At 68.6% G+C, this 23,398-nt stretch carries 20 protein-coding genes; 8 read left to right on the top strand and 12 right to left on the bottom strand.

Going from position 1 to position 23,398, the window contains the following annotated elements:
• Positions 1–22: 22 nt before the first annotated feature.
• Both ACN9MP_RS03675 and ACN9MP_RS03670 read right to left on the bottom strand, forming a co-directional pair.
• Entirely contained in the window at positions 23–724 is a 702-nt protein-coding gene (locus ACN9MP_RS03675; RefSeq protein WP_426323969.1) for a hypothetical protein, read from the bottom strand.
• A 301-nt stretch (positions 725–1,025) separates the two neighbouring features.
• Entirely contained in the window at positions 1,026–1,223 is a 198-nt protein-coding gene (locus ACN9MP_RS03670) for a hypothetical protein (RefSeq protein WP_426323968.1), read from the bottom strand.
• A 58-nt stretch (positions 1,224–1,281) separates the two neighbouring features.
• Between ACN9MP_RS03670 and ACN9MP_RS03665 the strand changes: the two genes are divergently transcribed.
• Both ACN9MP_RS03665 and ACN9MP_RS03660 read left to right on the top strand, forming a co-directional pair.
• Positions 1,282–2,892, top strand: coding sequence for a glycoside hydrolase family 68 protein (locus ACN9MP_RS03665; protein WP_426323967.1), 1,611 nt, complete (start codon positions 1,282–1,284; stop codon positions 2,890–2,892).
• A 176-nt stretch (positions 2,893–3,068) separates the two neighbouring features.
• Entirely contained in the window at positions 3,069–4,721 is a 1,653-nt protein-coding gene (locus ACN9MP_RS03660) for a glycoside hydrolase family 32 protein (RefSeq protein WP_426323966.1), read from the top strand.
• 54 nt (positions 4,722–4,775) lie between these two features.
• Here ACN9MP_RS03660 and ACN9MP_RS03655 read toward each other — a convergent pair whose 3' ends face one another.
• The 6 genes from ACN9MP_RS03655 to ACN9MP_RS03630 form a co-directional block, all read right to left on the bottom strand.
• On the bottom strand, positions 4,776–5,819 hold the full coding sequence (locus ACN9MP_RS03655; RefSeq protein WP_426323965.1) for a LacI family DNA-binding transcriptional regulator: 1,044 nt from the start codon (positions 5,817–5,819) through the stop codon (positions 4,776–4,778).
• A 92-nt stretch (positions 5,820–5,911) separates the two neighbouring features.
• Positions 5,912–6,106 (bottom strand): universal stress protein, encoded by a 195-nt coding sequence (locus tag ACN9MP_RS03650; RefSeq protein WP_426323964.1) that lies wholly within the window; start codon positions 6,104–6,106, stop codon positions 5,912–5,914.
• Between the two features lie 208 nt (positions 6,107–6,314).
• Positions 6,315–7,670, bottom strand: coding sequence for a phosphoglucosamine mutase (gene glmM / locus ACN9MP_RS03645; RefSeq protein WP_426323963.1), 1,356 nt, complete (start codon positions 7,668–7,670; stop codon positions 6,315–6,317).
• A gap of 16 nt (positions 7,671–7,686) precedes the next feature.
• On the bottom strand, positions 7,687–8,163 hold the full coding sequence (rpsI, locus tag ACN9MP_RS03640; RefSeq protein WP_426323962.1) for a 30S ribosomal protein S9: 477 nt from the start codon (positions 8,161–8,163) through the stop codon (positions 7,687–7,689).
• 25 nt (positions 8,164–8,188) lie between these two features.
• The gene (gene rplM, locus ACN9MP_RS03635; RefSeq protein WP_194397531.1) at positions 8,189–8,635 is read right to left on the bottom strand and encodes a 50S ribosomal protein L13; all 447 of its coding nucleotides are present in this window, start codon (positions 8,633–8,635) and stop codon (positions 8,189–8,191) included.
• 338 nt (positions 8,636–8,973) lie between these two features.
• On the bottom strand, positions 8,974–10,740 hold the full coding sequence (locus ACN9MP_RS03630) for a hypothetical protein (protein WP_426323961.1): 1,767 nt from the start codon (positions 10,738–10,740) through the stop codon (positions 8,974–8,976).
• 175 nt (positions 10,741–10,915) lie between these two features.
• Between ACN9MP_RS03630 and galU the strand changes: the two genes are divergently transcribed.
• Complete coding sequence (galU, locus tag ACN9MP_RS03625; protein ID WP_426323960.1) at positions 10,916–11,806, top strand: UTP--glucose-1-phosphate uridylyltransferase GalU; 891 nt, start codon at positions 10,916–10,918, stop codon at positions 11,804–11,806.
• Positions 11,807–11,844: 38 nt separating this feature from the next.
• Here the strand turns inward: galU and ACN9MP_RS03620 are convergent, their stop codons facing one another.
• Positions 11,845–13,056, bottom strand: a complete 1,212-nt coding sequence (locus ACN9MP_RS03620) for a hypothetical protein (protein WP_426323959.1) — start codon at positions 13,054–13,056, stop codon at positions 11,845–11,847.
• A 163-nt stretch (positions 13,057–13,219) separates the two neighbouring features.
• Between ACN9MP_RS03620 and ACN9MP_RS03615 the strand changes: the two genes are divergently transcribed.
• From ACN9MP_RS03615 to ACN9MP_RS03595, 5 genes are all read left to right on the top strand, one after another.
• Positions 13,220–14,653 carry a polysaccharide biosynthesis tyrosine autokinase gene (locus tag ACN9MP_RS03615; RefSeq protein WP_426323958.1) on the top strand — a complete coding sequence of 478 codons (1,434 nt, stop codon included), beginning with the start codon at positions 13,220–13,222 and terminating at the stop codon, positions 14,651–14,653.
• Position 14,654: 1 nt separating this feature from the next.
• Positions 14,655–15,251, top strand: a complete 597-nt coding sequence (locus ACN9MP_RS03610; protein ID WP_426323957.1) for a low molecular weight phosphatase family protein — start codon at positions 14,655–14,657, stop codon at positions 15,249–15,251.
• A 386-nt stretch (positions 15,252–15,637) separates the two neighbouring features.
• Complete coding sequence (locus ACN9MP_RS03605) at positions 15,638–17,218, top strand: sugar transferase (protein ID WP_426323956.1); 1,581 nt, start codon at positions 15,638–15,640, stop codon at positions 17,216–17,218.
• A gap of 34 nt (positions 17,219–17,252) precedes the next feature.
• Complete coding sequence (locus tag ACN9MP_RS03600; RefSeq protein ID WP_426323955.1) at positions 17,253–18,401, top strand: glycosyltransferase; 1,149 nt, start codon at positions 17,253–17,255, stop codon at positions 18,399–18,401.
• Between the two features lie 48 nt (positions 18,402–18,449).
• On the top strand, positions 18,450–19,577 hold the full coding sequence (locus ACN9MP_RS03595; protein WP_426323954.1) for a glycosyltransferase: 1,128 nt from the start codon (positions 18,450–18,452) through the stop codon (positions 19,575–19,577).
• 332 nt (positions 19,578–19,909) lie between these two features.
• On the opposite strand, the gene ACN9MP_RS03590 is transcribed toward ACN9MP_RS03595, so the two are convergent.
• From ACN9MP_RS03590 to ACN9MP_RS03580, 3 genes are read right to left on the bottom strand one after another with little or no spacing between them, the layout of a single operon-like run.
• Positions 19,910–20,710, bottom strand: a complete 801-nt coding sequence (locus ACN9MP_RS03590) for a polysaccharide pyruvyl transferase family protein (protein WP_426323953.1) — start codon at positions 20,708–20,710, stop codon at positions 19,910–19,912.
• Complete coding sequence (locus tag ACN9MP_RS03585; protein ID WP_426323952.1) at positions 20,707–21,609, bottom strand: hypothetical protein; 903 nt, start codon at positions 21,607–21,609, stop codon at positions 20,707–20,709. The genes ACN9MP_RS03590 and ACN9MP_RS03585 overlap by 4 nt, the downstream gene beginning before the upstream one ends.
• On the bottom strand, positions 21,609–23,150 hold the full coding sequence (locus ACN9MP_RS03580) for a lipopolysaccharide biosynthesis protein (protein ID WP_426323951.1): 1,542 nt from the start codon (positions 23,148–23,150) through the stop codon (positions 21,609–21,611). Before ACN9MP_RS03580 ends, ACN9MP_RS03585 begins: the two co-directional genes overlap by 1 nt.
• Between the last annotated feature and the right edge of the window lie 248 nt (positions 23,151–23,398).

Genomic DNA, 23,398 nt, shown 5'->3' with positions numbered 1-23,398 from the left:
CGGGGCCGCCGGCCGATGGCAGCTACGCGTCGGCCGACTCGGTGAAGGCCGTGTAGATGCCCCATACCGCGATGCCCGCGAGGTGCCAGTCGCGGGGTCCCTCGGGGCCGAGTGCCACCGTGCGCGGGGCGTCGACCGTGGCCGGGTCGATGCGACGGTGGTCGCTCATGCCGTCGATCATGGCCATGACGGCGATGGCGAGATCCGCCTCGGAGACGCCGTCACGCATGCGCATGCCGAAGGCCTGGTTGAGCGCGCGGTAGATCTCGGCCATGCGCTCGGCGTAGCGCCCCTCGAGCTCCGAGAGCAGCGCCCGGATCCCGTCGCCGCCGGGCACGGCGTCGCCGCTCGACAGGGCCGCCGACATGGTGCGGTACGCGCGCCAGGCGATCGTGTTCTCGACGGCGACCATGTTGTGGGCGGCAGCGCGACGCAGCAGATCGCGCAGCATCGCCGGCCGCTCCGCCGCGGGCGCGCCGGCACTTTCGGCGACGGCCTGCCGCAGTGCGTCCAGCGTCTCGGCATCGAAGCCGGTGTCGAAGCCCGGGTCGGCTTCGAAGAGTGCGCGGACGAGGTCGGCGACGAACGCCGCGCGGTCGGGCCAGATGCGGAAGACGGTCGAGCGCGGCACCCCCGCGGTGCGGATCAGATCCTCGAGCTCGATGTTGGCGTAGTCGAGCAGGAGTCCCTCGGCCTTCACGCGCGCGACGGCGACCTGGAGCATGAGGTCACGCGTCTGTCCGGCAGGACGCCGTGAACGGGCAAGGGGTGCGGGCACCATCTGATTATCGCGCGACAGTGCGACGTCTCTCGACGCCGCACTGCCACGGCGAGGTGGGCCTGACAGTGGTCGCGGTGCCGGGTCCCCAGGACCCCGGCACCGACCCGATCCGCCGTTGCCCGGGCATCGTACGGATCGTCGTGCGCGATTCCCCCGTTTCGAGCACGCCTCCACTTTAGAGACTCGAAGTCTCATGGCTCAACCCGCTGGACGCGAAATGACGTGGGCGCTCGACGCCCGGGTGTCAGCCGATCGCCACCTGCTCGGCAATCGCGCTGACGGCGTCTGTCACGCGGAGACGCCCGCCGTCCCACTCGACCAGCATCGGATCGGTGATGCCGCCGACGAACCGGCCGCCGTCGTCGGCGTTGCGGAAGGCGGGCCGGGGCCCAGCAGTCCATGCGGCTGCATCCAGATGTGCGGGGAGTGGGAGTGCGTGCAACTATGGATGGCCAATGCAAATCGATTTGTGTTGCTGTGAATCCAAGGAGCAATCAGAAATGCACACTCCCCCGAAAAAGGTCAGGCGCGTTCTGACCGGCGGTCTCACGGCGGCCGCGGTGGCGGCATCCGTACTGGTCGGACTGCCCGCCGCAGCCTCCGCCGCCCCCGCCCCCACTGTCCCCGACCTGCAGGACGGCCCCCAGCCGACCGTCCACACGCAGGAAGCCCACGCCCCCGAAGACGACTTCACCGCCAAGTGGACTCGGGCCGACGCCCGCCAGCTCAAGCGCCTCTCGGACCCCACCGCGGGCTCGAAGCAGAACTCGATGCCCGCCGAGCTCACCATGCCCGCGGTTCCGCAGGACTTCCCCGACATGAGCAACGAGCAGGTGTGGGTCTGGGACTCGTGGCCGCTGACCGATGAGAACGCCAACCAGTACAGCGTCAACGGCCAGGAGATCATCTTCTCGCTCGTGGCCGACCGCAACCTGGTGTTCGACGAGCGCCACGTGTTCGCGAAGATCGGGTACTTCTATCGCCCCGCCGGCGTGCCCGCCGACGAGCGTCCGGAGAACGGCGGCTGGACCTATGGCGGTCTCGTCTTCGACGAAGGCGTGACCGGCAAGATCTTCCCCGACCAGTCGTACAGCCACCAGACCCAGTGGTCGGGTTCGGCGCGCATCTCGAAGGGCGGCGAGATCAAGCTGTTCTTCACCGATGTCGCGTTCTACCGCAACGAGGACGGCAGCAACCGGAAGCCCTACGACCCGCGCATCGCGCTGAGCGTCGGCAAGGTGCATGCCAACAAGAACGGCGTGAAGCTGACCGGGTTCGACAAGGTCACCGACCTGCTGCAGGCCGACGGCACCTACTACCAGACCGGCGCGCAGAACGAGTTCTTCAACTTCCGCGACCCGTTCACGTTCGAGGACCCGGCCCACCCCGGTGAGACCTACATGGTCTTCGAAGGCAACTCCGCCATGCAGCGCGAGACCGCGACCTGCGACGAGGACGACCTCGGCTACCGTGAGGGCGACCCGTACGCGGAGACGGTCGAGCAGGTGAACGCCTCCGGCGCCACGTACCAGATCGGCAACATCGGTCTCGCGAAGGCGAAGAACGAGGAGCTCACCGAGTGGGAGTTCCTGCCGCCCATCCTGTCGGCCAACTGCGTCACCGACCAGACCGAGCGTCCGCAGATCTACATGAAGGACGGCAAGTACTACCTCTTCACCATCAGCCACCGCGGCACGTTCGCGAACGGCATCGATGGCCCCGAGGGCGTCTACGGGTTCGTCGGTGACGGCATCCGCAGCGACTACCAGCCGATGAACTCGGGCTCGGGCCTGGCACTGGGCAACCCGACGAACCTGAACTTCGCGGGCGGACAGCCCTTCGCGCCGGACTACAACCAGCCGATCGGGCACTTCCAGGCGTACTCGCACTACGTGATGCCCGGCGGACTGGTGCAGTCGTTCATCGACACTGTCGGCACGGAAGGCGACTTCCGTCGCGGCGGCACGCTCGCGCCGACGGTCAAGATCGACATCGACGGCGCCTCGTCGGCGGTCGACTACTCCTACGGGAACGGCGGGCTCGGCGGCTACGCCGACATCCCGGCGAACCTCAACGTCAACCCGGGCGGTCAGGTCACGCCGCTGCGCTGACCCTGACCGACGCACGACGGATGCCTCGGCACGGCCCCGTGCCGAGGCATCCGTCGCCTCAGTTGAGGACCGCCTGCCGTCCGACTCGCGAGCCCGTCTCCCGACCCTCGGCCACCGAAACCCCGCCACCGACCCGCCTGACACCCGCTGCCCGCCCGATCCGGAAGGAATCCGCGATGCACGCTCACGACGCCTCCACCACGTTCCCCTGGCGGCGCGCCCTGCTCTGGGCGGCTGCGGCCATCGCGGTGGTCGCGGTCGCGCTCGGGACCGCGATCGCCGTGCTCCGGCCCTCGGGCGACGGCCCCGGTGCGCGCCCCACTCCGACAGCGCCGTCCGCGGACGCCTCGACGCGGCCCGCGGACTGGTCGGTGCATCGGCCGGGAATCCACCTCACACCAGGCGCCGACTGGATGAACGATCCGCAGAAGCCCTTCTTCCTCGACGGGCGATGGCACTTCTACTACCTCTACAACGCGGACTACCCCGACGGGAACGGCACCGCGTGGTACCACGCGACGTCCACCGACCTCGTGCACTGGAAGGACGAGGGCGTCGCGATCGAGAAGTACGGCAACGGGCTCGGCGACATCTGGACCGGCACCGCCGTCGTTGATGAGAACGGCACGGCGGGCTTCGGCGCCGGAGCAGTCATCGCGATCGTGACCCAGCAGGTGGACGGCGTGCAGCGCCAGTCGCTGTTCGTCTCGCGCGACGGCGGCTACCGCTTCGAGTCGTTCGACGGCAATCCGATCATGGAGAATCCCGGGGTCGCCGACTGGCGCGACCCGCGGGTGTTCTGGGACGACGCGGCCGGACATTGGGTCATGGCACTGGCCGAGCACGACCGCATCGGGTTCTACACGTCGCCGAACCTGCGCGAGTGGACGTACACGTCGGACTTCGCGACCGAGGGCCTCGGCGTGCTCGAGTGCCCTGACCTCTTTCCGATGGCCGTCGACGGCGACCCCGACGATGTGCGGTGGGTGCTCGCCGCGGGGGCGAACGGTGCGTCGGAGGGCATGACCACGGGCACGGCCTACTGGGTGGGCGAGTGGGACGGCGAGCGCTTCACCGCCGACGGCACCGGCCACCAGTGGCTCGATCACGGCCCCGACTACTACGCGGCGGTCACGTGGGACGATCCGCGCCTCAGCCCGAGCGAGAGGCTGACGACGCGCTACGGCATCGGCTGGATGAACAACTGGGCCTACGCCGGCGAGTTTCCGACGGACGACTGGCACGGCGGCTCGGACTCGCTCGTGCGTGCGATGAGCCTCCGGTCCGACGCCGGCCGTGCCACGCTGCACTCACGCCCGGCGTCCGAGCTGGCGGCGCTCGAGGGCGAGCCGCAGCGGATCGACGATGTGCACGTCGACGCGGAGCGGGCGATCGACGTCACGGCACCTGCATCGGGTGCCTATCGGCTGCGGCTGCGGGCGTCGAGCGAGGACGGCGAGCTGCGGGTGAAGGTGATGAGCGCCGACGGCGCCTTCGCCACGGTGGGCTACGACTTCGCCGAGGAAAGGGCCTTCGTGGCGAGGGATGCCGACACCGCCGCGCACGGCATGCCCGAGGCGTACCGCGAGGTGCGCAGTGCGGCGGTGCCGCTCCGGGACGGCGGCATCGCGCTCGACATCGTCGTGGACGCCTCCTCGGTCGAGGTCTTCGCCGGCGACGGCGAGGCGGCGCTGACGATGGCCACCTTCGGATCGGCCGGGCCGAGGAGCCTGCGCATCGAGGGCGTGAAGGGTGCGGTGGCCGTGACGGGTGCGACCCTCACCCCGCTCCGCGTGGCGCCGATCGACCGTGGGTCGCGGGCCGAGTAGGCCGGAGCGCACCCGCCGCCGTCCCTCACGTTTGCACTCGTCCGGCGTGCGGGCTCAGCGCGACGGCGTGTCCACCGATCCGCGCTCGACGAGCCAGCCGCGCACCCGGTGCAGGCGCTCGTCGGCGGGCGACGTGTCGCCCTCGATGCGCTCGAGCAGCCGCGTCATGCCCCAGGCGCCCATCTCCTCGTGAGGCAGCGCCACGGTGGTGAGCCCGGGGTCGAGCGCGTCGGCGACCGTGTGCAGGTCATCGATCCCGACGACCGACAGCCCGGACGGAATGGGGATGCCGCGCCGCGCTGCCGCCTGCATCACGCCCATGGCGATCTGGTCGTTGAAGCAGATGACAGCCGTCGGCGGATCGGACCGGTCGAGCAGCCGCCCGCCGGCCCCGCGCCCGCCCACTGCGTCGGACGAGCAGAACTCGATCCGGTCGTCCAGTGAGATCCCCGCGTCGCCGAGCACCGAGCGCACGCCGATGAGGCGTCCCCGCGCGGCCCGCGATTCGTCGGTCGTGCCGACGTAGGCGATCGCGCGGTGACCGTCGCGCAGCAGACGCTCGCAGGCCACTGCGGCGATCTGCGCCTCGTCGGGCACGACCGCGTCCACCTCCCAGCCGGGTTCGGGAGCAGCATCCACCAGCACGACCGGCACGTCGTCGGGAACCGCCGGCCGGTCGACGCGCTGATGGTACATCCGCGCGATGAGCAGGCCGTCGACGCGCTGCGCGAGGAAACGGGCGATCAGATCCGCCTCGACGGCGATGTCTCCGCCGGACTCGGCCACCATGAGCAGCACGTCGTGCTCCAGGCCCGCGCGGCGGGCACCCTCGATGATGCGGCCGGCGAAGGGCGTGGTGGCGAGGTCGTCGCCGATCAGGCCGACGATCCCGGTGCGCCGGCGCCGGAGCCCGCTGGCCACGCGGTCGGGCACGTACCCGAGTTCGCGCGCCACCGCGAGGATGCGCTCGCGCGTCTGGGCGTTGACGGCCCGCGCGCCGCTGAGCGCGTGCGACACCGTCGTCGGAGACACGCCCGCGGCCGCGGCGACGTCGCTCACGCGCGCGCGACCGCCGCGGGGCGTCTGCGGTTTCGCCATGGCACCAGCCTATTCGGGGGTTGGGGCCTATTCGGGGGTTGGGGCCTAATCGGGGCTGTCGCGCGCCGTCATCCGCGCGCCGCCAGGTCGGCTCAGCGCACCACCGCGGTCACGGTGGCCAGTCGAGCGAGCACCTCCTGGCCGATCGAACCCAGCAGGAAGCGGGCGAGCGCACCACGACCGTGCGACCCGACCACCGCGAGACGGGCGTCGGCGGCCAGCTCGTTGATGATCTGCGACGGGTACCCGCGCTCGACGCGGCGGACGACCTCGAGAGACCGCGGCATCCGTGATTCCGACGACGATGGCTTCACTCACGATGGCTCCTCTCGGATGCCCTCAGGCTAGCCTGGCGGCCCGAGCGCCCGCGGCCGGCGCAGCCGTGACAAATGCGTCGGCGCCGTGGCGGTAAGTCGGCCCGCGGGGCGACCGTGGCACCTCACGGTGTCTGTTCGTTCGCGCCGCCGGGGCGAACGCTCACCCCGGGGACGCGGTTCAGAGGGCGAGGCGCTCCCGCACGACGTCGGCGAGGCGGTCCGCATGGCGGCGGGCATCGTCTTCGGAGCCCGCCTCGACCATCACGCGCACGAGCTGCTCGGTGCCCGACGGGCGCAGCAGCACGCGGCCGGAGAGCCCGAGCTCGGCGGTGGCGCGAGCCACCGCATCCTGCACGATCTCGTCGGCGACGCGCGTACGGTCGACGCCCTTCACGTTCACGAGGACCTGCGGGTACACGGTCATGACGGACGCCAGTTCGGCGAGGGTCTTGCCGGTGCGCGACATCTGGGCGGCCAGGTGGAGGCCCGTCAGGAGTCCGTCGCCGGTGGTGGCGAACTCGCTCATGATGACGTGCCCCGACTGCTCTCCGCCGAGCGAGTAGCCCTTTTCGTTCATCGCCTCGAGCACATAACGGTCACCGACAGCCGTCGTCTCCACCCGGATGCCGTGCGCGTCCATCGCCCGGTGCAGGCCGAGGTTGCTCATCACGGTGGCGACGAGCGTGTCGTCCTTGAGCGCACCGCGCTCCTTCATCGCCACGGCGAGGATGGCCATGATCTGGTCGCCGTCGACGATCCTTCCGTTCGCGTCGACCGCGAGGCATCGATCCGCGTCGCCGTCGTGGGCGATGCCGATATCGGCGCCGACCCGCACGACGTGCTCGGCGAGCAGGTCGAGGTGCGTGGATCCGACACCGTCGTTGATGTTCAGGCCGTCGGGGTCGGCTCCGATGACGGTGACCTGTGCGCCGGCGTCCTTGAAGGTCTCGGGAGAGACACCCGAGGCCGCGCCGTGCGCGCAGTCGAGCACGACATGGAGGCCGTCGAGCCGGTTCGGCAGCGAACCGAGCAGGTGCACGACGTAGCGGTCTTCGGCGTCGGCGAAGCGGCGGATGCGGCCGACGTCCGCGCCCGTGGGCTGGAGCTTGGGGGCCGACATGGCGGCCTCGATGCGCTGCTCGACGATGTCGGGGAGCTTGACGCCTCCGCGCGCGAAGATCTTGATGCCGTTGTCGGGCGCGGGATTGTGGGATGCCGACACCATGACGCCGAAGTCGGCATCCATGTCGGCGATCAGGAACGCCGCGGCGGGGGTCGGCAGCACGCCGGCGTCGTAGACGTCGACGCCCGACGAGGCCAGGCCCGCCTCGACGGCGGCGGAGAGGAATTCGCCGGAGACGCGGGGGTCGCGCGCGACGACGGCTCGGATGCGCTTGCCGGCGGCGCGGCGCGCTTCCGCGGAACGGCCCTGGCCCAGGACGACGGCGGTCGCCTGGGCCAGGGACAGTGCGAGATCGGCGGTGAGGGGGCCGTTGGCCAGCCCCCTCACCCCGTCCGTGCCGAAGAGCGGCATTCGGAGCGGCTTCCGATCAGCGCTTCGAGTACTGCGGAGCCTTGCGGGCCTTCTTGAGACCGGCCTTCTTGCGCTCGATGACGCGGGCGTCGCGCGAGAGGAAGCCGGCCTTCTTCAGGGTCGGGCGGTTGTTCTCGGCGTCGATCTCGTTGAGCGCACGAGCGATGCCGAGACGCAGCGCGCCGGCCTGGCCCGAGGGGCCACCGCCCGAGATGCGCACGATGACGTCGTACGCGCCGGTGAGGTTGAGCACCGTGAACGGGTCGGTGATGAGCTGCTGGTGCAGCTTGTTCGGGAAGTAGTCCTCGAACGCACGGCCGTTGACGGTGATGGTGCCCGAGCCGGGGACCACGCGCACGCGGGCGATGGCCTGCTTGCGGCGACCGACTGCCGCGCCCGAGACCGAGAGCACGGGGCGCTCGGTGGCAACGGCGGTCTCGTCGACCTGGGTCTCGGTCGAGTAGCTGCTGGGGGTTTCTTCGATGTTCGCCATCAGTGTGTCCTTGTCTGGGGGGCGCTTACTGGGCGACCTGGTCGAAAACGTACGCGGTGGGCTTCTGCGCGGCGTGCGGGTGCTCGGCACCGCGGTACACCTTGAGCTTCGACAGCTGGTCGCGGCCGAGCGTGTTCTTGGGGAGCATGCCGCGCACGGCCTTCTCCACGGCGCGGACCGGGTTCTTCTCGAGAAGCTCGGAGTAGGTGACCGACTTGAGGCCGCCCGGGTAGCCCGAGTGACGGTAGGCCTTCTTCTGCTCGAGCTTCTGGCCGGTCAGCGCGACCTTCTCGGCGTTGATGATGATGACGAAGTCGCCCTGGTCGACGTGGGGCGCGAAGGTCGGCTTGTGCTTGCCGCGGAGGAGGGCGGCGGCGTGCGAGGCGAGGCGGCCGAGAACGACGTCAGTCGCGTCGATGACCAGCCACTCGCGCTGGGCTTCGCCAGCCTTGGGGGTGTAAGTGCGCGTCACAGTAGTGCTGCTTTCTTGATCGAACGGAGAGGTTCGTGAATCCCACTCCGGGGCGCTTCGGCAGTGTCCCGGTCCAAGAGGTCCGGTCCCTGAGCCTGTCGAAGGGCGCCAGTGGAGGGCTCACGTTCGTGGTGCCGGGTCAGCTGAGCCGGACACCAAACGTCAATCCTACGGCATCGGGATGCTGCATCCAAACCCACGGGCTCATGGCACCCCTGATGCCGACGAGACCTCACAACAGCACCCTCGGAGGGTCGAGCGGGGTGCATCGCGCGTTCTCGCGGTTGTGTCGGGTCTGCGCCTGCCGTGCCCTGCCGGGCAGCTGAGCCCCCGCGGGCTCAGGGCGTGGGCACAGGAACGGGATTCGTCGGCTCCGGCTGAGGAACAGGTGACGGCTGCGGCTGCGGCTGCGGCTGCGGCTGCGGCTCCGTCGTGGGCTGCGGGGCGGGGGCGGGACTGGGGACGGTGGTGCGCCGAACGACCACCTGCTCGGCACGGAGCTGGTCCGCCCGCAGGGCCGTGACGGCGGCGGCATACGCCTGCAGTTCGGCGTCACCGCTGCCGCCGGCCGCCTGCGCCGCACCGACCGCGGCCGCGGCGGCCGTGACGGCGTCGCGGAAAGACTGAAGCGCTCGCGGGTTCTGTTCGTTGAGGGCCTCCGCGGTGGCCGGCAGGCTCGCCCCGAGCGCGCGCTGCGCGTCGGTCAACGTCGTCGCCTGCTGAGTCACCGCGGCGGTGGCCGCGGCGACCTGCGCCGTGACGTCCTCGACGCTCGCCGCGTAGGCGCTCGCCTCACGAGCCGCGTCCTTGGCGGCCCCGACGTCATCGAGCGTGTCGGCGGCCGGCGGGACGTAATCCGCGGGCCGCTCGGGAAGGGTCGTGCTGTCGAGAAGCGCGACGAGTGCTGCTTGCGCGGCGTTCGCCGCGTCGAGCGTCGGCTGATCGGCCATTCCGGCGACCGAGGCGAACGCGGGACCGGCGCTGTCGGCGGCGGCGCGCGCAGCAGCGGCCGTGGTCTCGTACTGGGCGTACGCAGCATCCATCGCCGGAACGGGTTCTTGCGCGGCATCGGCCGCGTCCTCGAAGTCGGTGACCGCTGCCTGCAGTCTCGCCTCCTGTGCGGCCGTGGTCTGCGCGACGTAGACGCTCGCCGCCACCAGGAGCCCGACGAGCACCACCGAGATGCCGACGGCCCACCGCGTGCCTCTGCCCCACGCCCGGACGCCCCGGGGCGTGGACGCGAACTGACCTTGAGGCAGCGATCCGGCGGCTGCGGCCTTCGCCGCGCGCTTGCTCTGGCGCTTCTTGCGCGGCGCCTTGGTCGGCTGCGTCTTGGTCGGCGGCATCGCCGGCGGCATCGCCGGATGCGCGGAGGCGGATGCCGCGGCCACCGCGCCGCCCGCGAGGGCGGCCGCGCACGCCACTCGAGGCTCCGCCACATCGCGCTCGGCAGCGCCGGGGTCCGCAGTGCCCGAATCCGCAACGCCGGGCTCCGGGACGCGATCCTCCGCCCCGGCGAGCCCGGCGCCTGCCGCGGCCATCGCGACGGTCGGCTCGGTGGGAGACGGCGCGGTGCGCTCCTCTTCTTCTTCCACCAGCTCGGCGAAGAGATCGTCGATGTCATCGAGCCCGGACGGGCCCGCGTCGGCATCGAGCGCAACCGGCTCTGCGCCGCCCCCGCGCAGTGCGGGGTGTGGGTCCTCATCCAGCAGGAAGGGGTCTTCATCGCTGTCGGAAAGGAAGAGCTCCTCGTCACCATGGAGCGCGATCAGGTCGTCGACGTCGTTCGCTGGCGGCTGAAGGTCGTCGGGCACCTCCGGCTCCGGCGATCGCACCACCGCCGGCTCCCTGCGGTCCGCCGCGAGTGCCGAAGGCGTCGACGCCATCGGCTCGAACTCCCCCGTCTGCTCGAAGAACGCGGTGAGGCGCTCCTCGGCCCGCGCGTCCGCACCCGTGCTCGCATGACCCTCTGCGCCCGTGCCCGTCGCGGCGCCCGCCGGATCGGTCCCGAAGAAGTCTGCGAGAGCGCGCGTGCGATCGTCGGCATCGTCTGGGGGGATGCCGTCGTCGCGGCTGGGGATGCCGGCTTCGGGCTTGCGGACCAACGTCGCGCGCCTTCCTGTGTCACGGCGTAACCGGGCTAGACTATCTCGTTTTGCGACATGCACCGTCCAATTCGCGACGCACCTGGGTCGGGCGCTCCGCCCCGGACCGCTTCGCGGCGCTCAGGCGACTGCCGCCGTAACGCGACCTTCATGAGACGCCCCTAATGTCCGTCGCATGAGCACACCCTCGATCAAAGCCGTCATTCCCGCCGCCGGCCTGGGAACTCGTTTCCTCCCCGCCACCAAGGCCATGCCGAAAGAGATGCTCCCGGTGGTCGACAAACCGGCGATCCAGTACGTCGTCGAAGAGGCGGTGGCAGCCGGCATCGATGACGTGCTCGTCATCATCGGGCGCAACAAGAACGCGCTCGCCAACCACTTCGACCGCGTGACCGAGCTGGAGCACACGCTCGAGCAGAAGGGCGATCTCACCAAGCTCGAGCGCGTCATGGAGGCCAGCTCCCTGGCCGACGTGCACTTCGTCCGCCAGGGCGACCCGAAGGGGCTCGGGCACGCCGTGCTCCGCGCCCAGAAGCACGTCGGCGACGAGACGTTCGCGGTGCTGCTCGGCGACGACCTCATCGATGCGCGCGATCCGCTGCTCACCCGGATGATCGAGGTCTCGCACGGTCAGTCGGCGACCGTCGTCGCGCTCATGGAGGTCGATCCGAGCCAGATCCACCTCTACGGGTGCGCCGATGTCGAGCCGACGGCCGACCCCGACGTCGTGAGGATCAACGCCCTGGTCGAGAAGCCGTCCGCCGACGAGGCGCCGAGCAACCTCGCCATCATCGGACGCTACGTGCTGAAGCCCGAGATCTTCGACGTGCTCGAGCGCACCGAGCCCGGCAAGGGCGGCGAGATCCAGCTGACCGACGCCCTCCAGCAGCTCGCGGGAGACGAGCAGCTCGCCGGCCCGGTGCTCGGCGTCGTGTTCGGCGGCCGACGCTACGACACTGGCGACCGCCTCGATTACCTCAAGTCGAGCATCCAGCTCGCCCTCGACCGCGATGATCTCGGCCCTGCTCTCGGCGCCTGGATCAAAGAGCTCGCGGAGACGCTCTGATCAGGCACGGATGCCGCGACCTGACGCCCGCGGCCGGCCTACGGGGTGGGCTCGACCGGCTCGGGGTCGATCGGCACGGGGTCGATGGGGATGACCGGGTCCGTCCCGGGATCGGTGCCGGGATCCGTGCCCGGATCGGTGCCCCCGTCCGCGGGCGGATCGGTCACCGGGTCCTCTTCGATAGGCGCGACAGGCGTCACGGTCCGAGGCGGAACCCACCCGCCGACGGCGCGCCGCTCGGGGACGCGTGCGTCGAGCACCCGCTGGTTCTCGGTGCGCAGGGCATCCACCGACTGCCCGAACGCGGTCATCTCCGCGGCACCGGTTCCGCCTCCCTGCTGGGCGGCGACCACGGCGTGGGCGGCCGCGAGGACCGCCGCCCGGTACTCGTCGGAAGCGACGGAGTTCTGCTCCGCGATCGCGGCGGCCGAGGCCGGCAACGTCGCCCCGAACGTCGAGAGGGCAGCCAGGAGTCCGGCCTCCGTGGCGGCCACGGCCGATCGCGCTTCGCGGGTGCTTCCGATCGCCTCGTCGACCTCCAGGGCGGCGGCCCTCACATCGTCGAGTTGCGTCGCGACCGACGCCAGGTCGGTCGGCGTGGGGCCGGGGACACGCGGGGCGGGAGCCGCCGCCGGTGCGAACGCGGCGAGCGCGACCCGGAACCCGGCGAGCGCCTGCAGGGCGGCTGCGCGGGCGGTCTCGTCGCTCTTGCCCTCCAGGGCCGCGAGGGCGGGCTCTGCCTCGTCGGCCGCTGCGCCGGCGTCGGCGATCGCCGTGCCGTAGAGGGTCAGCGACGTCTCGAGTGCGGTGGTGCGGTTGCGCAGCTCGGCCTCGTGCTCGCGCAGGCTGCGCGCCGCCTGCGACACCTCGTCCGACGTTGCGCGCTCGACGACCACGAGCGCGCCGACGATGACGATCGCCGCCACCGCCAGCACCGCCACGCCGGCGCTGAGCCAGTCGCCCGCGGTGCGGCGCCGGGAGTTCAGCGCACCGCGAGCGGGCCGGGGCGCCTCCCACCGCGGCGCCCTGTCGTCGCTTTGCAGGGCCGCCGTCGCGGAACCGGTCGCCGCGTCTCCGACGATCTCGGCGAGCCGAGCCCCGCCGGGCGCCGAGGCGCGCGCACGGCGACCCGAGGTCGCCGGGCCGGATCCCACCATGCGCCGCAGGCGATCCAGCTCCTCCGCATCGGGTTCGGGCGTCGAGGCACGACGCCGGTCGGCCACGTCGAAGAGATCGTCGAGCCTGTTCACAGAGCCTCCTTGGTTCGATGGGCCCCGCCGCAAGAAGGATCTGGTGCGTGTGTCGGCCGACGGGCACGGCAAGGTTACAATCACCCCAGCGAGCCGCGCGCGCTCACCCCGTGCGCGGTCCTGGTGGTCGCAGCACAGTGAACGCGCTGAAAGGGACGAGATTTTGGAACTGCGCGACTACGTACGAATCCTGCACCGCAACTGGGTGCTCATCCTCTCCTTGACCGTCCTCGGCGCCGCTGTGGGCCTGGGCTGGTCGTTGCTCAAGACGCCCACCTACGAGGCGACGACTCAGCTCTACGTCTCGGTGCGCTCCAGCGACAGCGCGCTTGTCGGCGAGCTGGCACAAGGCACCAACTACGCGCGGCAGGCCGTGACGTCGTTCGTCGACGTGGTCGACAGCGCGGTCGTGCTCGATCGTGTGATCGACGACCTCGACCTCGACATGACGTCGTCCCAGCTGGCGCGTGAGGTGTCGGCATCCGTTCCTGCCAACACCGTCATCATCTCGGCGACCGTCACCGATGAGGACCCCGAGCAGGCTGCCGCGATCGCCAACTCACTGGGCGCGAATTTCGCCGATGTTGTCGTGAATGAGCTCGAGAAGCCCGACGGCGAAGCCCCCAGCCTCGTGCGCATCGAGACGATCGAGCCTGCGCTCGTGCCCACCGCGGCCTCCAGTCCCAACACCCCGCTCAACGTCACGCTCGGCCTGCTGCTCGGGCTCGCCGCCGGCATCGGCCTCGCGTTTCTCCGCACGGTGCTCGACACGCGCATCCACTCGACGCACGACATCGAGCAGGTCACCGACAAGCCGGTGCTGGGCGGCATCGCGTTCGATCCCGACACGAAGAAGCGCCCGCTGATCGTGCACGCCGACCCGATGAATCCGCGCGCGGAGTCGTTCCGCACGCTGCGCACGAACCTGCAGTTCGTCGACGTCGATCACGACGGCGGCTCACGCTCGTTCGTGATCACGAGCGCCGGTCCCAGCGAGGGCAAGTCGACCACCACCGCGAACCTGGCGATCGCCCTCTCCGAGACCGGCGCCCGCGTGGCGCTCGTCGACGGCGATCTGCGTCTTCCGCGCGTGGCCGACTACATGGGCATCGAGGGCGGCGTCGGCCTCACCGACGTGCTGATCGGCAACGCCGAGCTCGGCGACGTGATGCAGCGCTGGGGTCGCGGCAAGCTCTTCGTGCTGCCGGCCGGTCGCATCCCCCCGAATCCGTCGGAGCTCCTCGGCAGCCAGTCGATGCAGAAGACGTTGCGCACGCTCACCGAGGCCTTCGACTACGTGCTGGTCGACGCCCCGCCGCTCCTGCTGGTCACCGATGCGGCCGTCGTCTCGAAGTACACCAGCGGCGCGATCCTGGTCGCCGCCTCGGGCGCCACCAAGAAGCCGCAGCTCGAGGGCGCGGTGAAGGCTCTCGACGGCATCGGGAGTCGACTGCTCGGCATCATCGTGACGATGCTTCCCACCAAGGGTCCCGACAGCTACGGCTACGGCAGCTACACGTACAGCGCTACGCACGACATCCGCGACAAGAGCCAGACGCGCGCAGAGCTGCGCAAGGCCCGCACCGCGGAGGCGTGAGGTGACGTTCGGCATCCTGACGGTCTGCACCGGCAACATCTGCCGCAGCCCGCTGGCCGAGCAGCTGTTGCGCGCCCGTCTGGCGCCGCTCGACGTCACCGTCGAGAGCGCCGGCGTCAGCGCGCTGGTCGGCGTCGGCATGCCGGAGCCGGCCCTCGCGCTCGCCACGCGTCTAGGAGTGACGGATGCCGCCTCCCACGTCGCCCGCCAGGTGACGGTGGACTTCGTCCGAGACGCCGACCTCGTGCTCGCGATGTCGCGCGAGCATCGTCGCGCCGTGGTCGAGCTGACGCCCGCCGCGACGCGCAAGACCTTCACCGTCCGCGAGCTGGCGAACATCGCCGCGGGGATCAGTGACGACGAGCTCCGCAGCGAGGTCGCCGGCTCGCAGGGTGCCGCAGACGCCCTCCGTGCGGCCGTCGGCCTCGCGTCGGCGCTGCGCGGCGTCGTCGAGCCCCTCCCTTCGCCCGACGACCTCGACGTTGTCGACCCGTACGGTCAGCCAGACGCCGTCTACGACCAGTCCGCGTCGCAGCTCGCGCCGGCCGCCGAGGCCGTCGCGGCATTCCTCGCGAAGGCTGCCGCCTTCGGTCGTTGAGCCGCTCCCCCGCCCGTCGAGTAGCGCGCGAGGAACGAGCACGCGTATCGAGACGCCCGCACCCGGCGCACACCTCCCCCGGCGACAGGTTTCCCTACCCCGTCGATGTGCACCACGGACGCCCTGTGAACCCCGTGTTTCGGCCGGATGTCGCGGAGTGACGCGCCTTGAGCGCCTATGTCCTCCCTTCGGTGGACAACACGCTCATATCGCGACAGCCCAGGTCGCGTATCGCGCCAAGCCCCGGTTCTGCACTGATCTGGGAGGGCCCCTCCAAGTAGCCTCCTGAACACAAGGGAGGGTTCGCAGGCGACCTCATCAGGCGCCCTGCTACACCGTGCCCGAGTGAGGTCTCCGGCGCTGGTCAAGGCAAGAAGGGGGCTTCCGTGACAGTGGATGTGAACATCGAAACGTCTCCGCTCGCGCGTTCGCGCGGAGCGGTGGCTGAGACGGTACGTCCCTCGCCGCCCCCGGCTGCCGGCGGCACTCCCCGCGCACAGGCGCGGGTCGGCGAAGCGCTCCGCACCCAGCGGGGCTGGGCCACCCGCTACGCGCGGCGACTGTGGGTCAGCGACCTGCTCGTCCTCGTCCTCGTCGTGTACACCACGCAGCTCATCTGGTTCGGTACCGGCAACGTCGATGTCTCCATTCGCGCCGATCACCGCCTCAACGACGTCTCGTACTGGCTGTTCTCCGCCATCCTCACGACCCTCTGGATGATCGGCCTCACCATGGCCGACTCTCGTAGCCCCCGCGTTCTCGGCACGGGCTCGACCGAGTACGTACGCGTGGCGAACGCGAGCTTCGTCGTCTTCAGCGTCGTGATCATCGCGTCCTTCCTGCTTCGGCTGGATGTCGCACGCGGCTACCTCTTGATCGCGCTGCCGGCCGGCGCGCTGCTCCTGCTGGCGGAGCGCTGGCTCTGGCGCCGGTGGCTCCTGGCCCAGCGCGTGCGCGGCGAGTTCGCGGCGCGGGTTCTCCTGGTCGGCTCCGAGTCCTCCGTCGCCGAGATCGCGCACGAGCTGCAGCGGTCCCCGCGCGCCGGCTATCTCGTCGTCGGCGCCTGCGTGCCGAGCGGTCGTGTCGCGGCGACGATCGAGGGATCCGACATCCCGATCATGGGCAAAGTCGATGACGTCTCCAGGGCCATGGAGGCGGTCGGCGCCGACACCGTCGTCGTGACGAGCACGGATGAGCTGCCGCCGTTCAAGGTGAAGCAGATCTCGTGGGGTCTCGAGGCCGGCCGCCAGCACCTCGTGCTCGCCCCGAGCATCGTCGACATCGCCGGTCCGCGCATCCACACCCGTCCGGTCTCGGGCCTTCCGCTGATCCACGTCGAGACTCCGCGTTTCAGCAAGGGTCAGCTGTTCCTCAAGCGGGCGACCGACCTCACCGCGAGTCTACTCGGCGTCGTGCTCCTCAGTCCTCTCCTGGCGTTTCTCGCGATTTCGGTCCGCCTGACGAGCGAGGGACCAGTGTTCTTCCGGCAGACCCGCATCGGGCTGGGCGGCCGTGAGTTCACGATGCTCAAGTTCCGCTCGATGGTGCAGAACGCCGAAGAACTGCTGCCCGAGCTCGCTGCCCAGCAACGCGACGCAGGCAACGAGGTGCTGTTCAAGATGACGAACGACCCGCGCATCACTCCCGTCGGTCGCGTCATGCGCAAGTTCAGCCTCGACGAGCTGCCTCAGCTGTTCAACGTCATCGGCGGTTCGATGTCGCTCGTCGGTCCGCGTCCGCCCCTTCCCAGCGAGGTGGAGCAGTACGCCGACCACGTGCACCGACGCTTCCTCGCCAAGCCCGGCATCACGGGTGCGTGGCAGGTCAGTGGCCGTTCGACGCTCTCGTGGGAGGACTCGGTGCGGCTGGACCTCTCTTATGTGGAGAACTGGACCCTGCTCGGCGATCTCGTGATCATCCTCAAGACCGGCAAGGCCGTGCTCGCGCCGGGCTCAACCGCCGCCTGATTCCTTATCGCCCTCACCGAGAACGGAGAAACGAGTGCCTCACGTCGCAATCATCGGCACCCGCGGATATCCCAGCTATTACGGGGGATTTGAAACTGCGATCCGAAAGCTCGCGCCCTACCTCGTCGAACACGGATGGACAGTGAGTGTGTACTCGCGCGCGGGAGCAGTCCGCAAGAACGATCCGGATCTCGACCCGCGGGTGAACGTGATCTACACCCGGGGCTTGGAGAAGAAGTCGCTCAGCACGCTGAGCTTCGGCTACACGGCGAGCCGGGACGCGATCAAACGCGGTGCGGACGTCGCGCTGGTCATGAACGTCGCCAACGGGTTCTTCCTGCCCATGCTCAAGCGGGCAGGCATTCCCACACTGGTCAACGTCGACGGCATCGAGTGGGTGCGGGCGAAGTGGGGCATCCTTGCGCGCACCATGTTCAAGCGTGGCGCAGCGCTCACCGCCCGTTACGGCGACGAGCTCGTGTATGACGCGCGTGCCATCGCCGGGTTCTGGAAGCGCGAGTTCGGCCGCGACGGGGTGTTCATTCCTTACGGTGGCGACCCCGTGGAGGAGTTGCCCGTCGAGCCCGGATACAAGTCCGGCGAATACGCGCTTGTCGTCGCCCGCTTCGTGCCCGAGAACACCGTGCCCGAGTTCGTCGAGGCGGCTCGAGAGATCGCGCGCACGCGAAAGGTCATCTTCGTCGGGTCGACCGGCTACGGCGGCGAGCTCGACGAGCAGGTGCGCGATCTCGCAGACTCGAACGAAAACGTTGCGTGGTTCGGTCACGTCGCGGACGACAAGCGGCTATTCGCTCTCTGGCAGCACGCGGGCGCGTACTTCCACGGCCACAGCGTCGGCGGCACCAATCCGGCTCTCGTGCAGGCCATGGCCGCCGGCGCGCCGGTCGTCGCCCGCGACACCGTCTACAACCGCGAGGTGCTCGGCGACAAGGGCACGTTCACGTCTGCTGAGCCGTCGGACATCGCCCGTTCGGTTCTCGAGATGCTTGACTCGCCGTCCCGCCAGGCGGCTGCAAGCGAACTGTCCCGCGCTCGCGCCGAGGCCGAGTACACCTGGTCGATGGTATGCGGCCGGTACGACCGGTCGCTCCGCGCTCTCCTCAGCGAGATGCAGTCGGCCGAGACCCCTGCGCGCACCATCGACGCGGAAGCGCGCGTCTGACGCGCGTTCCACCAACGCCCCCCTTCCCCGACCCAGAGGGCAGCAGACTTGACCAGCAATCCCGCCCTGGTGGCGTTCCCCATGCACGGCCAGCACAAGCTCTCCAACGAGGGCTATCGAACCCGTGACGGCCACCTCATCGAATGGTTCGGAAAGAAGCTGGCTTCGCAAGGCCCTGTGCTCGTCGCGTCCCGGCCCGAGCCGAGGGTGCTCGCGCCGCTCCGGCGCTACTCCCCCGACCGCGTCGCTGCCAATACGGTCCCGCGAACCACGTTCCTGTGGAGACTGCCCTCACCGGGTGACCGCCAGCGATGGTGGGTCGATTCACTCAAGGCGTATCACCGCATCGTTCCCGACCTGGCAGCACCCGTCATCACCTGGAACCCGTTCCTGGCGCTGTCTTCGGCATGGCCTGTCATCGTCTCCTCTGGCGTGCCAGTCGCCTTCGACCTGCTCGACGACTGGACGATCCACTACGCGTTCGAGGGTGTGCGCGCCGAAGTCATCCGTGCCTACGAGGTTCTGTTCGCTCACGCGGCAGTCGTGACGGCGAACGCGGAGGGAACAGTCGAACTCGCGCGTCGATTCGGCAGGGAGGATGTGGTATTTCTCCCGAACGGCTGCGATCCCGAGCGCTTCGACCCGACCTCGACGGCAAGTGGGCCACTCACCGTGGGCTACGTGGGCAAGATCGGCAAGCGTCTCGATCTCGATCTCATCGTCGATGCCGCGCGCCGCCTACCCGACGTGGACTTCGTCTTTGCCGGGCCCGTGCTGGACGCGGAGTACAAGAAGCCGATGGATGCTGCGCCGAACATTCGGATGCTCGGTGATGTGTTCTACGAGGACGTGCCGGGCCTGCTCCGGAGCTTCGACATCGGCTGGGTCCCCCACCGCGTCGGGCAAGGCGAGGTGGGTGGCGACGTCATCAAGACCTACGAGTACCGCGCTGCGGGCCTCCCGGTGCTCACGACCCCCGTCGCCGGAGCGAACAGCCGGGGTCTTGACGCCGTGACCGTCGCGGAAGCTGCGGATCATGTTCAATGGCTCACCGAACAGGCCCGTAACGGCGCGCGCGTCCCACGACAGGTCTCGACCCTCCCCAGCGAAGTACGGTGGGAGGGCAAGGCGGACTTCATCCTGAATCGCCTGCGTCCTGTGGGAGCGCGCGCATGAAGCCACGGCGTTTTGTCGTGCGTGCCGTTCCGCCGACGACGCATATCCGAGCCGTCGATCAGCACAACCGCTCCTTCGAGCGGCAGCTGAGGACAATGCAGGGTTGCATGCGCACTCACCATGCAAACCCCTGCGCTAGCGTCGCTACGTGAGCACGCCGCGGGACGAACCCGGACTGTGTCCCGCCTGCGGCCACGCCGTCAGCGCCGCCGAGCGGAACGTCGAGAGCTTGAGCCTTGGCCCCGGCATATGGATCTGCCCTGCTTGCGGGTTTACAATCGGTCGGCTAGATGCGTCCGGCGAACTCGCCACGTGATCGGCTGCCGCCCCGATCAATACAGGATGCCTGCTGCCCGAAGCAAGTCCGGTGAGGGTAGGGAAATACCCGCTTCGACTGAGCTGACGTCCGCGGGACTTACCGGATGTGGCCCCCTCTGCGCAGCCTCGAGAGACTCCGCCGGCTTGAACGAAAGGCCGATCGACTCGTGATAGTCGAGATATTTGAAACTCCCTTCTCCTTCGCTCGGAGTGACCGCCCGGGCCGGTCGACCGATAGCGTGCGCCCACACGAGCCCGTGCAGGGATGACGAGTACACAAACTCAGCCTCTGCTATGGACCGAGCGACCTCCCGAGCCGGCGCATCGATGTCGACGACCGTCAAGTGCTTCTTCGATCGGTAGCGATGACGCTCCCGATAGTGAGGAATGAAGACGACGCGGTTTCTCGTCGGCGTGATTTGCATCAACTCCGGGTAGATCCGACCGATCAGCAGCCCGGGGTCACCGAGGGATCGCACGCGCTCTGTAGGCAGTCCGGCTCGTCGAAGTGCCTCCACCGTGAGCGGACCACGCAATCCGAATACGGTGATGTTGCGACCATCGATGTGCTCGATGTCGGGCGACTTGACTCCGACGCCGGCGAGAACGTCCCCGGCTTGCGCGCGATGGCCAATAGAGCCGACGAAGAGCGCTCGCCTTCCACCCGCCGAGACATTCTCAATCGATTCGTCACCGTAGGCCCATCGGATGAGATCGAGATTGTAGGAGTCTCCCGCGTTGCCGTAGCGGAACGCGCCGCGGGCCCGTGGAAGAAATCTCTTGACAGGCGGCTGCCAGTAGTAGGTCCGGATCATGCGATCATCTCCTCCGAAACTCGCGCGAGAGCTGCTCGCGAATCGTTCACGCCGTAGCCCAGCAAGAGTTCCTCGCGGATGCGGGCGATTCCCGAAAAGTAGGTCGCCGACCAAAGGTTGGGGTTCAGCCGGTCGTGCACCGGCCAAAGGGCGCGCCACGAATCGATCAGCGATGTCTGAGATATCGACACCGACGGCGTGTCATCCGCGAGGCCCAACTCGACCAGATGCCCCACGTACGCTCGTCGCCGACCCACCCTGATTTTGGAGTGCGCTATCAGAAGCCCCCGCTCAGCTTCGACAAGCATCTGCGAGCCCAGCGTCAGACCAACCGGGCGGTGCGCGGAATGGATCCGGTCCCGATGGTCGAACGTGAGCGGCCCATGGTCCCCCAAGCGGCCCTCGCGAAGCACAAGCACCATCAGAGGCTGCAGGGAGTACACCGCCCGAAGTTCGGCTCCCGCTCGGAAGAAAGCCCAGTTCTTTTCGACCTTCTGGCGTTCACTGAGCAGACATGCCTGCGGAACTCCCAACCTCGGGGACACGCGCTGAAGATAGATCGTGTTCACATCGCGAGCGGAGTAGCCGCTGTTGAACGTTACATAGACGTCACCGTCAAGCATGAGCAACTTGGGGTCCGCGATGAAGGGAATTCCCAAGTCGTTTGCAAACGAGGTCAGGTCGGTTATGACTTCGCCAGCCTGCTCTAAGCGAGCCAAGTACGCACGGACACGCCCCCCGTCAGGCCCGATCGCGCGGAACGCAACGTACAGCGTGCCGTCATGCTCGATCGGGCTGGGGTTGAAGACGTTTCGCAGGCGGAGACGGTCCGTGATCGCGCGCAGACGGTTCTCCAGAACGCTATCTCGCGCGGCCCCTACGCGCCGAATTCGAATCATCAGTTCTTTGCTCCTCCTCGGCCTCGGCGGACGATCGCTAGAATCTGCCGGATCTGGTTGCCTGCCATCAGCCACAAGATCAAGGCGTACACGGTGAGCGAAAGCAGGCTCGCGGGCACCACAAAGCTCAACATGGGTAACGGAGCCATCGCCCACGGCGTAAGTTGAAGCCCCAGGCCGACCGCCGCCAGTCCTAGAACTCCGACCGAAGGCGCAAGAAACCGTCGCAGGTAGTCGCTTGGACGCACGCCTGAATGCTTCTTTAGGGCGATGATCCGCACTGGCCAGAACATGAATTGCCGAGCGCTTCTCCCGGCCGCGACGGCTGTCACGCCGAAGGGAACCGCCGCGAAGAGGACCGCCGTCCCGAACGCGAACTGCCCGGCGGCAACGCCCAGTGAGACATCGCCCCGGCCCTTTGCAAGAAGCGCGCTCTTGTCGAAGAAGGTGACCGATGCCAGGGCCGCCGACGGGGCCAGTAACGCCATCAGAGGCACCGCTTGACCCCAGCCGGGCCCGAAAAGGAACTCCGTGATCGGATAGCCGAATACCGTCACCACGGCGAACGCGGGGAAGGCGATTGCTGCGCTTGCGAAGGTAAAAGTGTAGAAGTACTGGAGAAACCGCTGATGATCCTTCTGCACTCGCGAGAGCGCGGGTAGTGAAACTTTTGACATCACGGATGCCACGATTTCCATCAGGATAGTCAACACCCTCTGCCCGAGGAAGTAGTAACCTAGTTGGGCCGGCGTGAAGAAGAATCCGACGATGAGTTTATCGGCATTGGATTGTAAGGAATTCAGCAGCTCAATCGCGATCACTTGCGCGCTGAATCCCCACGACGCCCTCAACGAGGCGAATGAGTACTGAAAGACAGGCCGCCACCGAGCCGCGACCCAGAGTACGAAGGCGCCAGCGGCAGCGGCCACGACAGGCTGAAGCACTAACGCCCAAATGCCCGCGCCGAGGAAGGCCATGACCAAGGCGACGGCGGCTCCGAGCACGGAGCCAGCCAACTGGCGGGCAGCCAGTGGTCGGAACTTGAGTTCTCGTTGCAGCGTCGCCGCAGGAACGGAGGCTAATCCGGAAATCAGAAGCACTGTCCCGGAAACAGGGATGATCTCCGCCAACTGAGGCTCGGCGAAAACCATGACCACGAGCGGCGTAGCAAGCCAAAGAAGAAGGTAGAGAATTGCCCCGAACGCAACTGAGGTCCAGAATGACGTCCACACATCTATTTCGCGCAGTGTTTCTCGTTGCACGAGTGACTGCGCGAAGCCGTACTCGACAAAGACTCCGACCACGGCCATGATGGCGGTGACGATTGCCACAAGACCGAAGTCATCAGGCGTGAGCAGACGACCGAGGACTGCGAAGACGAGGAGCGACAGTAGGCGGCTTCCCCACCGCTCCATCGCGGTCCAGAAGATGCCGCTCGCAGCGCGCCGAGAAAGCGAATCGTCGGTCACAGGAAGGGGCCGCGCCAGCGGGCGGGATTCATTCCGCGCCAAGATAAGTTCATCGCGCGACAAGATCGCCATGGGTACCGCATCGGGTGGACCATCGGGGTCGCCTCTCTGACTCGATTAGGCCTTGCGCGCCATGAATGCGAGCGGCGCTCCCGTGCGAATGTGACCCACGCTGTGCGCCACTCGAGTACACACCTTATCCGAGCCGGGGGGAGGGCCTGAACGTAATTTCCCCGACATGTAGCGCCGGTAGACTCGCGCGGCGGCAGTTGCCGCGGTCCGCCTCACCCAGGAGCACTCAGTATTGATCGAGTCGACAT

Source organism: Microbacterium sp. E-13, assembly GCF_049912955.1.
In the GTDB taxonomy this organism is placed as follows: domain Bacteria; phylum Actinomycetota; class Actinomycetes; order Actinomycetales; family Microbacteriaceae; genus Microbacterium.
Note: the sequence above shows the minus strand (reverse complement) of the source record. Positions and strands in the feature narration are given on the sequence as shown.

Bases quoted from the DNA above. Each gene is read 5' to 3' on its own strand.
- ACN9MP_RS03660 (WP_426323966.1), top strand. From the start codon at position 3,069: ATGCACGCTCACGACGCCTCCACCACGTTCCCCTGGCGGCGCGCCCTG.
- ACN9MP_RS03655 (WP_426323965.1), bottom strand. From the start codon at position 5,819: ATGGCGAAACCGCAGACGCCCCGCGGCGGTCGCGCGCGCGTGAGCGAC.
- glmM (WP_426323963.1), bottom strand. From the start codon at position 7,670: ATGCCGCTCTTCGGCACGGACGGGGTGAGGGGGCTGGCCAACGGCCCC.
- ACN9MP_RS03580 (WP_426323951.1), bottom strand. From the start codon at position 23,150: ATGGCGATCTTGTCGCGCGATGAACTTATCTTGGCGCGGAATGAATCC.
- galU (WP_426323960.1), top strand. From the start codon at position 10,916: ATGAGCACACCCTCGATCAAAGCCGTCATTCCCGCCGCCGGCCTGGGA.
- ACN9MP_RS03585 (WP_426323952.1), bottom strand. From the start codon at position 21,609: ATGATTCGAATTCGGCGCGTAGGGGCCGCGCGAGATAGCGTTCTGGAG.
- ACN9MP_RS03590 (WP_426323953.1), bottom strand. From the start codon at position 20,710: ATGATCCGGACCTACTACTGGCAGCCGCCTGTCAAGAGATTTCTTCCA.
- ACN9MP_RS03650 (WP_426323964.1), bottom strand. From the start codon at position 6,106: ATGCCGCGGTCTCTCGAGGTCGTCCGCCGCGTCGAGCGCGGGTACCCG.
- rpsI (WP_426323962.1), bottom strand. From the start codon at position 8,163: ATGGCGAACATCGAAGAAACCCCCAGCAGCTACTCGACCGAGACCCAG.
- ACN9MP_RS03665 (WP_426323967.1), top strand. From the start codon at position 1,282: ATGCACACTCCCCCGAAAAAGGTCAGGCGCGTTCTGACCGGCGGTCTC.
- ACN9MP_RS03675 (WP_426323969.1), bottom strand. From the start codon at position 724: ATGCTCCAGGTCGCCGTCGCGCGCGTGAAGGCCGAGGGACTCCTGCTC.